Source organism: Staphylococcus ureilyticus (assembly GCF_002902235.1).
GTDB lineage: Bacteria > Bacillota > Bacilli > Staphylococcales > Staphylococcaceae > Staphylococcus > Staphylococcus ureilyticus.
Genome location: NZ_PPRL01000074.1, coordinates 1 through 6,973, shown reverse-complemented (window position 1 = coordinate 6,973; position 6,973 = coordinate 1). Strand labels below are relative to the sequence as shown.

Below are 6,973 nucleotides of genomic sequence, written 5' to 3'. Positions count from 1 at the left end.
CTATAACTATAATCAATAAATATAGTAGTAAATACCATTTTTTTAATAAAAAAGAGTGGTAAATGCGAAACAATTGTAATGTTTTCATTTTACCACTCTCCTTTTAGTTATTTTTTAAAATCTTTTGCTAAATCTTTAATGATACCTTCTGTTTTTTTAGAAATTTCCTTTTGTAATTTTTTCAAATCATCATCGGACAATCCATTTAAATCTTTGGCACCTGATTTTTCGAATTTAATATCTTCTTTAAGTTTTGTTTCACCTTTGATATTAAATGTTACTGGTTGATATCGAATATCTGTAGTCAATTTAAAATCTTGCTTTTGCGTATTATTCTTCACATCGGTTTCTAAATGATTATTATATTCAAATTCAGTTTTGCGATAATTTGCATCAACGCTCACTTTACCTTTGTCTGTACATTTGTCACCATCTTGAGTCTCATTGTTTGATAACTTAATCGTAGATTTTTTGTAACGCTCATTAGCCCCAATTGTATAATTGTCTTTATACTTATCATCGTCTTTTGTAGATTTACCTTTTAATGATAACTCAGTATCATCTGCAGCAATTTTATAATTCACTGCTAGTTTATCATCATCAATTTGATTCGTTCCTGTTAATTTTACTTCTGAATCATTTTTATCTTTAGCAGTTAATTCACGTTTTAAAATTAAATTATCTTCTTCCCAAATTACAGATTTAATACTTGGAAAATCATTTTTATCTTTATCTTTCACTTCTTGTATCGCTTCATCAATTTTATCTTCATAATCCTCTGCTTTGAATTGATCTTCGGCTATTTTTTTAATATCTTTATCCTTCTTAGCTTTTTCCAAAACTGATTTCACAATCGCTTTTGTTTCGCCTTTGCTAAGTTTCAATGTTACTTTCTTAACATCTTGTTCATCGCCATCTACATCAATCGTAGCATTTTCTTTTTCAAAATTATCTTTGTCTAATTTATCAATGATTACATCTGTATATTTACTACTTATTTTTTCTATATCTTTTTGTGAAATTTGTGACCCCGATAATAATGAATTTAAGTTTAATGTATCATTTGTCACTACATTCTCTTTACCTGTAGTACTTGATGTATCTCCAGTTATTTTTTCAAAAGCATCTACAAGTTCATCATTTTTAGCTTTATAAACATCGTTAAATAATGGTGATGCATAATATTGATTGTCTTTGTCTGCAGCCCATTGAAACTTACCGATTTCATTATCTGCTATCGTTGGGTTTAAAGCCAAAATTGATTTTTCTTTTTTAGGATCGTGTCCCACTGTCAATCCCACTTCAGAAGCATCTGCGACAGATTTAGGAACACCTGATGATTCTAATAAATTTTTAGGCACATCGGCGTCTCCTTTTAAATTGATCAGATATGATTCATCTTTCATCTTATCTTGAAATTTAAATTCATTTTCAAATCGATCTTTAGCATATTCTTGAAATTGATTAGCTGTTTCCTTTTCGCTCAATAAATATGTGTTTTTAGGTGTGTTTTTGATAAAAAAGTAATAAGCAGCTCCCCCAATACCGGCAATTAAAAGCACACCAATCACAACTGCGACAATTATTTTTACTGTTTTAGACATACCCCTCAACCTCCCATTAAGTTTGATTGTTTTAATAATACCATAAAAGACTTAATATTAATTTATTTATTTGATTTTTCTTTTATTTTTCACTTGTTATTTAAATTAATTATCAAACATTTTTAATATTTGTAATATATCATTACATCCAATCAATTGTGCACTCAATACATATATAGTCACCTTTATATTTCCTCTTAATTTGTAAAATAATTATTATCAATGAAATTCAATACGAATATAAAATGAGCCCCAAAAGATTACTTTTATTAGCAACCTTTTGAGGCTCAATCTTAAAACCAAAATTCTAAAATATTTTGTTAAAAAACTGTAATTTCAATCATGCTATGTTGTGCTACGTTTTTCGTGTTTAACTTCTTTTTCCCACCACAATGCATCTTTTGGATTTTGAATCACATCTTCGTAATCTTCTTGGGATTCTACATTTGGATATGATCCTCTTAAAGATTTATTAGATGTTGATTTGAACATTGTTACAAAGATTATTAAGCCAACAATATTTATAAACATCAAATAATAGGAAGGTGCAATTTGTTGGCCAGTTGTCTCTACAAGTGTAGAAAGGATAAATGGTGTTAAACCACCAAAAATAGCAGCACCTATATTATATACAAGCGATAGCGTACGCAATCTGACTTTAGTGTGGAACATACTTGGTAACACTGAGGGCATAACACCTTCAAATGTTGACATAAATAATGCAATGATAAATAAACCTAAGATAACTAAAGGCAACATCGGTATGCTCATTAACCAAAATGCTAACACTGAGAATAAGCTGAAACCTGCTAAACCAAATATAATCGTACGTTTATTTCCAATTTTATCACTATACCACCCAAAGAAAAATACAGCTGGAATCATGAGCAACATAGTGATTGTACTTAATATTGAACCCATTGTCCCACCTAAATTAATCGTCGTATTCAAGAACGAAGGCATATATGACAATACCATGTAATTGGCTACATTCAAGAAAGCTACGCCTGTAAAACAAACTACAACGTCTTTCCAATAATATTTAAAAATATCTAAATATGAATATTCTAATTCTTTTTGTTCTTCTAATGTGGACTCATAAGCTGGACTTTCATCAAGACTCGAACGAAGTATAATACCAACAATACCTAATGGCGCTGCTATAATAAATGGAATTCTCCAACCCCATTCAGCCATTTGCTGGTCATTCAACAAACTATACATTGTACCAGCAAGTATTGCAGCTAATATATTTCCTGCAAGTGTTCCTATTTCTAGTCCACTGCCTAATTTACCTCGTGTTTTATCTGGAGATGTCTCAGCAATATAAGTCATCGCTCCTGCATACTCCCCACCAGTGGAGAATGATTGAATCATTCGAACTACTAATAATAGTATGGGTGCCCAAATACCGATTTGTTCCTGCGTTGGTAACAAACCGAGCATTAATGTAGAGGCAGCCATCAATAAAATGGTAGTAGATAAAACTATTTTTCTACCATATTTATCTCCCAAATGACTGAAAAATATTCCTCCAATTGGTCTTACAATAAATGCAAAAGCAAAAACTGCAAAGGTTGACACAATTTGCATTTCTTGTGGCAAATTACCGAAAAAATTCGCACTGATCACCACTGCTAATTGTGCATACAATCCAAAATCAAACCATTCGATTGCATTACCTATCCCCGTTGCTACTACACCTTTTTTAGCTTGATTTGAATCTACATGATTCACTTTTTCTTTTTTAAACTTCACAAATAAAAACACCCCTTATTTACTTCCATAGATATAACATAACCTTTACGCATATATATAAACACTTACATTTTTTATTTTCAGAATTTTCCCACCCTGTGGCTTTTAATATCACGTGCTAAAGATTTATGAACTTTTTTTAAATTGCTTATACTAATAACTGAGTTTGGTATAATGATTTAAAATCATTGAATTCGGAGGATTATATTTATGAAAAAAGTTTATTTTAATCATGACGGTGGTGTAGATGATTTAATCTCACTTTTCTTATTACTTCAAATGGAAGAAGTCGATTTGATTGGTGTCAGTGCAATCGGTGCTGACAGTTACATAGAACCAGCTATGAGTGCATCACAAAAAATAATAAATCGTTTTTCATTAACGCCTGTCCATGTAGCAGCATCAAAAGCACGCGGCAAAAATCCTTTCCCAAAAGATTGGCGTATGCATGCTTTCTTTATGGATGCATTACCTATACTGAATGAGCCTACTTCGCAACATTCTAAAATATTAACACATGAAGCATATGAAGATATTATCGAAAAAGTAAACGCGAGCGATGAAAAAGTTACATTATTATTTACTGGGCCGCTTACGGATTTAGCTAAAGCTATCTCCGTTAAACCAAAACTCGTAAATAATATTGAACGGTTAGTATGGATGGGAGGCACATTTTTAGAAAAAGGGAATGTAGAAGAACCCGAACATGACGGCACAGCTGAATGGAATGCATTTTGGGACCCTGAAGCTGTTAAAACCATTTTTGATACAGAACTAAAGATTGATATGGTCGCTTTAGAAAGTACGAATCAAGTACCTATGACTTGGGACATTAGACAAATGTGGGCCAACGAACGCGCTTATACTGGTGTTGATTTTTTAGGTGTAAGTTATGCTGCTGTGCCACCGCTCACACATTTCCAAACAAATTCTACATATTTCTTATGGGATGTTTTAACAACTGCTTATGTCGGTAAACCAGACTTAGTAAAACAACACGATGTAAAAACTTCTGTTCATGTTGATGGTCCTAGTCAAGGATGTACATATATCGATGAAGCAAATGGCCGGTTAGTTTCTGTGGTACACCATGTTGAACATGATAGCTTTTTTAATTACATTACAAGTTTAGCTAAGCAAGTAAAATAAATACACATAACTCAAAGAAGAAGCACAATCAAAACATGTGAATTGATTACGCTTCTTCTTTTTATGCTATTAAATAAGCATATTCATTTTATAAATAAATAGTAATCAGAAACTTTCGTTAGTCACAAATTCAGAATCAATGTTTGCTTTAGTGATTTCCTCTAAACGTTCCACGTTAACATTACCTTGATTTTTTTGATTTAAACCATGCTTACGTGCTAACTCATTATTATATTGATTTAAAGGATACATTTTAAAATTTTGTTTCTTATTGCTATATAAAGTCGGTTCCAGCTCATAATGTGTTACTAGTGATTTCCATCTGACTTGCTTGATTTTAGTTTGCTTCGGTGTTTTTTCAATATCGAACGCTAAATTACCTCCCAGTACATTGTTTTCATCACCTGTTGTTTGACCATTCAAAAAATTTCCCAGGGAATAAGCCACTAATGTTTTATGATTATCTTTACCCTTAATCCATTTCACAGGTTGAATGACATGGGGATGCGTTCCAATCACTACATCTACCCCAGCATCAGCAAACACTTTCGCATATTTCTGTTGTGTTTTATTTGGTTTATGTTTACCTTCATTACCCCAATGTGCTGAAACGATAACAACATCACTTTGTTTTTTTGCCTTAGCCACGTCTCTTTTTATTTGCTTTTCATCAAAGTAATTTATGTAATATGGTTTATCCGATCGAATACCATTCGTGCCATATGTATAACTCAATAAAGCTATATTAATATCGTTTTTATTCATAATTTGAACTGTATCTCTATTGTTTTGTGAATTATATGTTCCAAAATATTCAATATCATCAAATTGCTTCCAAAGTGCAATTTCATTCATAAGTCCACTCGTCCCTTGATCTAATGCATGATTATTAGCACCGTTCACTAAATTGAACCCTGAGTCAGATAAATCTTTTGCTATAGCTTCTGGCGTATTAAAGCGCTTAAACCCAGACAATCCTTTGCTATCTCCACCAATGGGAGATTCTTGATTTATATAAGCTATATCCGAAGCTTCAATGTCTTTTTTCAAATGACTATACATTGGTTTAAAATCAAAACTTCCGTTATTCACTGAAGCATCATTATAAACTGCTGGATGAATTAAATTATCCCCCACCGCATAAAATGAAACGTTCTGACTCAAATGCTTAATATTTAATAAGCAACATGCACCAACTATGATAAAACACAAAAACAATAAAGGAAGTAAAATTTTATATTTCAACACACAAACACCTCTACTATACAATATAAATTGTTAGATTGTTTTTTTAATTACGAATCCTACCGTTTCCTACATTTATAAACTATTTATAACATAATAAAGTTCAAAAAGTTAAGCTTTTATTACACATATTTATAGAAATGTACTTTTTGGTTATGTAATAAATACTATAAAAATAAGCACGCAAATCTTATTTAGATTCACCTGCTTATTTTTGAGTATCAACTTTTTATGTTCAAGCATTTATTGCTTTTTGCTAATTTATCATTTTAGTCATCTTAGAAATGACATTCATTGCTAGCTAACGATAAATTATTAATATTCTTCAGCCATTCAATATTCAAGTCGTTATTACTATTTAACTTAGCTTCCTTAAAATTATAAATTTTAAACATATTTTGTAACAGTCTCCGCTGACAATCTATAAGAGTCATGACCCGGATTTTTAGCTTTTCCTATAGCAACAATCATTACTGGTTCAAAGCGTTCTGGATCTAAATCAAATGCTTCAGCAATTTGGTCTTTTTCAAAACCACCAATAGGATTTGTATCATAACCATAAGACCTAGCAACGAGCATAAATTGCATTGCTGCTAAGCTACTATCAATTTTTATAATATCATTCATTTCTGCACGATTTAAACTTTTATATAAAGGCAATATTTTGCCTAACATTTCAACCTTTACTTCTTCAGGCATATAACCATTTAAAACTGCATTATGATAGATGTCTTCTCCATATTCATAATTTTGCATATCGCCAAATATAATAACCATAGCTGCGGATGTATCATTTTGACGGGTATTAAAACGAACAAGTGGCTTCAATTTTTCTTTTCCTGCTTCACTTTCAACCACTAAAAATCTCCACGGTTGCATATTCACAGACGATGGCGCTTTTGTTGCTTTTTGTATCATCTCATCCATTTCAGTTCTAGGAATTTTAACTTGTTCATCAAACACTTTTACAGATTTCCTATTTAACACAACATCTTCAAAATCATTATTCTTCATTCCAAAATTCTCCTTAATCTTTTTTTACAAAATCAAATTATACGCAATTTGTTATATTTTACAAATCATCTGTTTAAATATTTAATGATTTCTAGTTTGGAAATATTTTATTTTGCCTCTAGAATTCCCTATAATGAAGTTATTAATTTATCAAAATAATTAAGATTTAAGTAAAACGTTTATTTCAATAATTTTTATAAAAG

General features: G+C 31.0%; 6 protein-coding genes. 1 reads left to right on the top strand and 5 read right to left on the bottom strand.

All coding sequences use genetic code 11. From position 1 onward, the window contains the following. The 3 genes from CD150_RS13725 to CD150_RS07790 form a co-directional block, all read right to left on the bottom strand. Positions 1 to 88 (bottom strand): hypothetical protein (locus CD150_RS13725; protein WP_240621216.1); only part of this gene is annotated, 88 nt, incomplete at its 3' end. A 19-nt stretch (positions 89 to 107) separates the two neighbouring features. Continuing rightward, positions 108 to 1,604, bottom strand: coding sequence for a DUF6583 family protein (locus tag CD150_RS07795; RefSeq protein ID WP_103161468.1), 1,497 nt, complete (start codon positions 1,602 to 1,604; stop codon positions 108 to 110). Between the two features lie 345 nt (positions 1,605 to 1,949). After that, positions 1,950 to 3,362 (bottom strand): MFS transporter, encoded by a 1,413-nt coding sequence (locus CD150_RS07790; protein ID WP_046206630.1) that lies wholly within the window; start codon positions 3,360 to 3,362, stop codon positions 1,950 to 1,952. 210 nt (positions 3,363 to 3,572) lie between these two features. Here CD150_RS07790 and CD150_RS07785 point away from each other — a divergent pair, with 210 nt between their 5' ends. After that, positions 3,573 to 4,511, top strand: coding sequence for a nucleoside hydrolase (locus tag CD150_RS07785; protein ID WP_073344567.1), 939 nt, complete (start codon positions 3,573 to 3,575; stop codon positions 4,509 to 4,511). A 105-nt stretch (positions 4,512 to 4,616) separates the two neighbouring features. Here the strand turns inward: CD150_RS07785 and CD150_RS07780 are convergent, their stop codons facing one another. Both CD150_RS07780 and CD150_RS07775 read right to left on the bottom strand, forming a co-directional pair. Next, positions 4,617 to 5,759 carry a CapA family protein gene (locus CD150_RS07780; protein ID WP_073344572.1) on the bottom strand — a complete coding sequence of 381 codons (1,143 nt, stop codon included), beginning with the start codon at positions 5,757 to 5,759 and terminating at the stop codon, positions 4,617 to 4,619. A 384-nt stretch (positions 5,760 to 6,143) separates the two neighbouring features. Further along, the gene (locus CD150_RS07775; RefSeq protein ID WP_064209169.1) at positions 6,144 to 6,770 is read right to left on the bottom strand and encodes a nitroreductase family protein; all 627 of its coding nucleotides are present in this window, start codon (positions 6,768 to 6,770) and stop codon (positions 6,144 to 6,146) included. Between the last annotated feature and the right edge of the window lie 203 nt (positions 6,771 to 6,973).